This is a genomic window from Caballeronia sp. M23-90 (assembly GCF_053574605.1).
Genome location: NZ_JBSIPA010001033.1, coordinates 1 through 272, shown reverse-complemented (window position 1 = coordinate 272; position 272 = coordinate 1). Strand labels below are relative to the sequence as shown.

The following is a 272-nucleotide window of genomic DNA, read 5'->3' as shown; positions in this document are numbered from 1 at the left end:
GCGTCGCCCTGATTGCGCGAGTCGGCCAGTTCACGCAGACGATGATCTTCGTCAGCGTTCGCTTCAGCATCCTTCACCATCTTGTCGATCTCGGCGTCAGACAGACCCGAGTTCGCCTTGATGACGATCTTGTTTTCCTTGCCGGTCGCCTTGTCCTTCGCGCCGACGTGGAGAATGCCGTTCGCGTCGATGTCGAAGCTCACTTCGATCTGCGGCGTGCCGCGTGCTGCCGGCGGAATGCCTTCGAGGTTGAACTCGCCCAGCAGCTTGTT

Annotated in this window: 1 protein-coding gene; it reads right to left on the bottom strand. The window is 59.9% G+C overall.

All coding sequences use genetic code 11. From position 1 onward, the window contains the following. The coding region (locus ACRXB1_RS37660) for an Hsp70 family protein (protein WP_449494972.1) at positions 1-272 on the bottom strand (272 nt) is incomplete at both ends.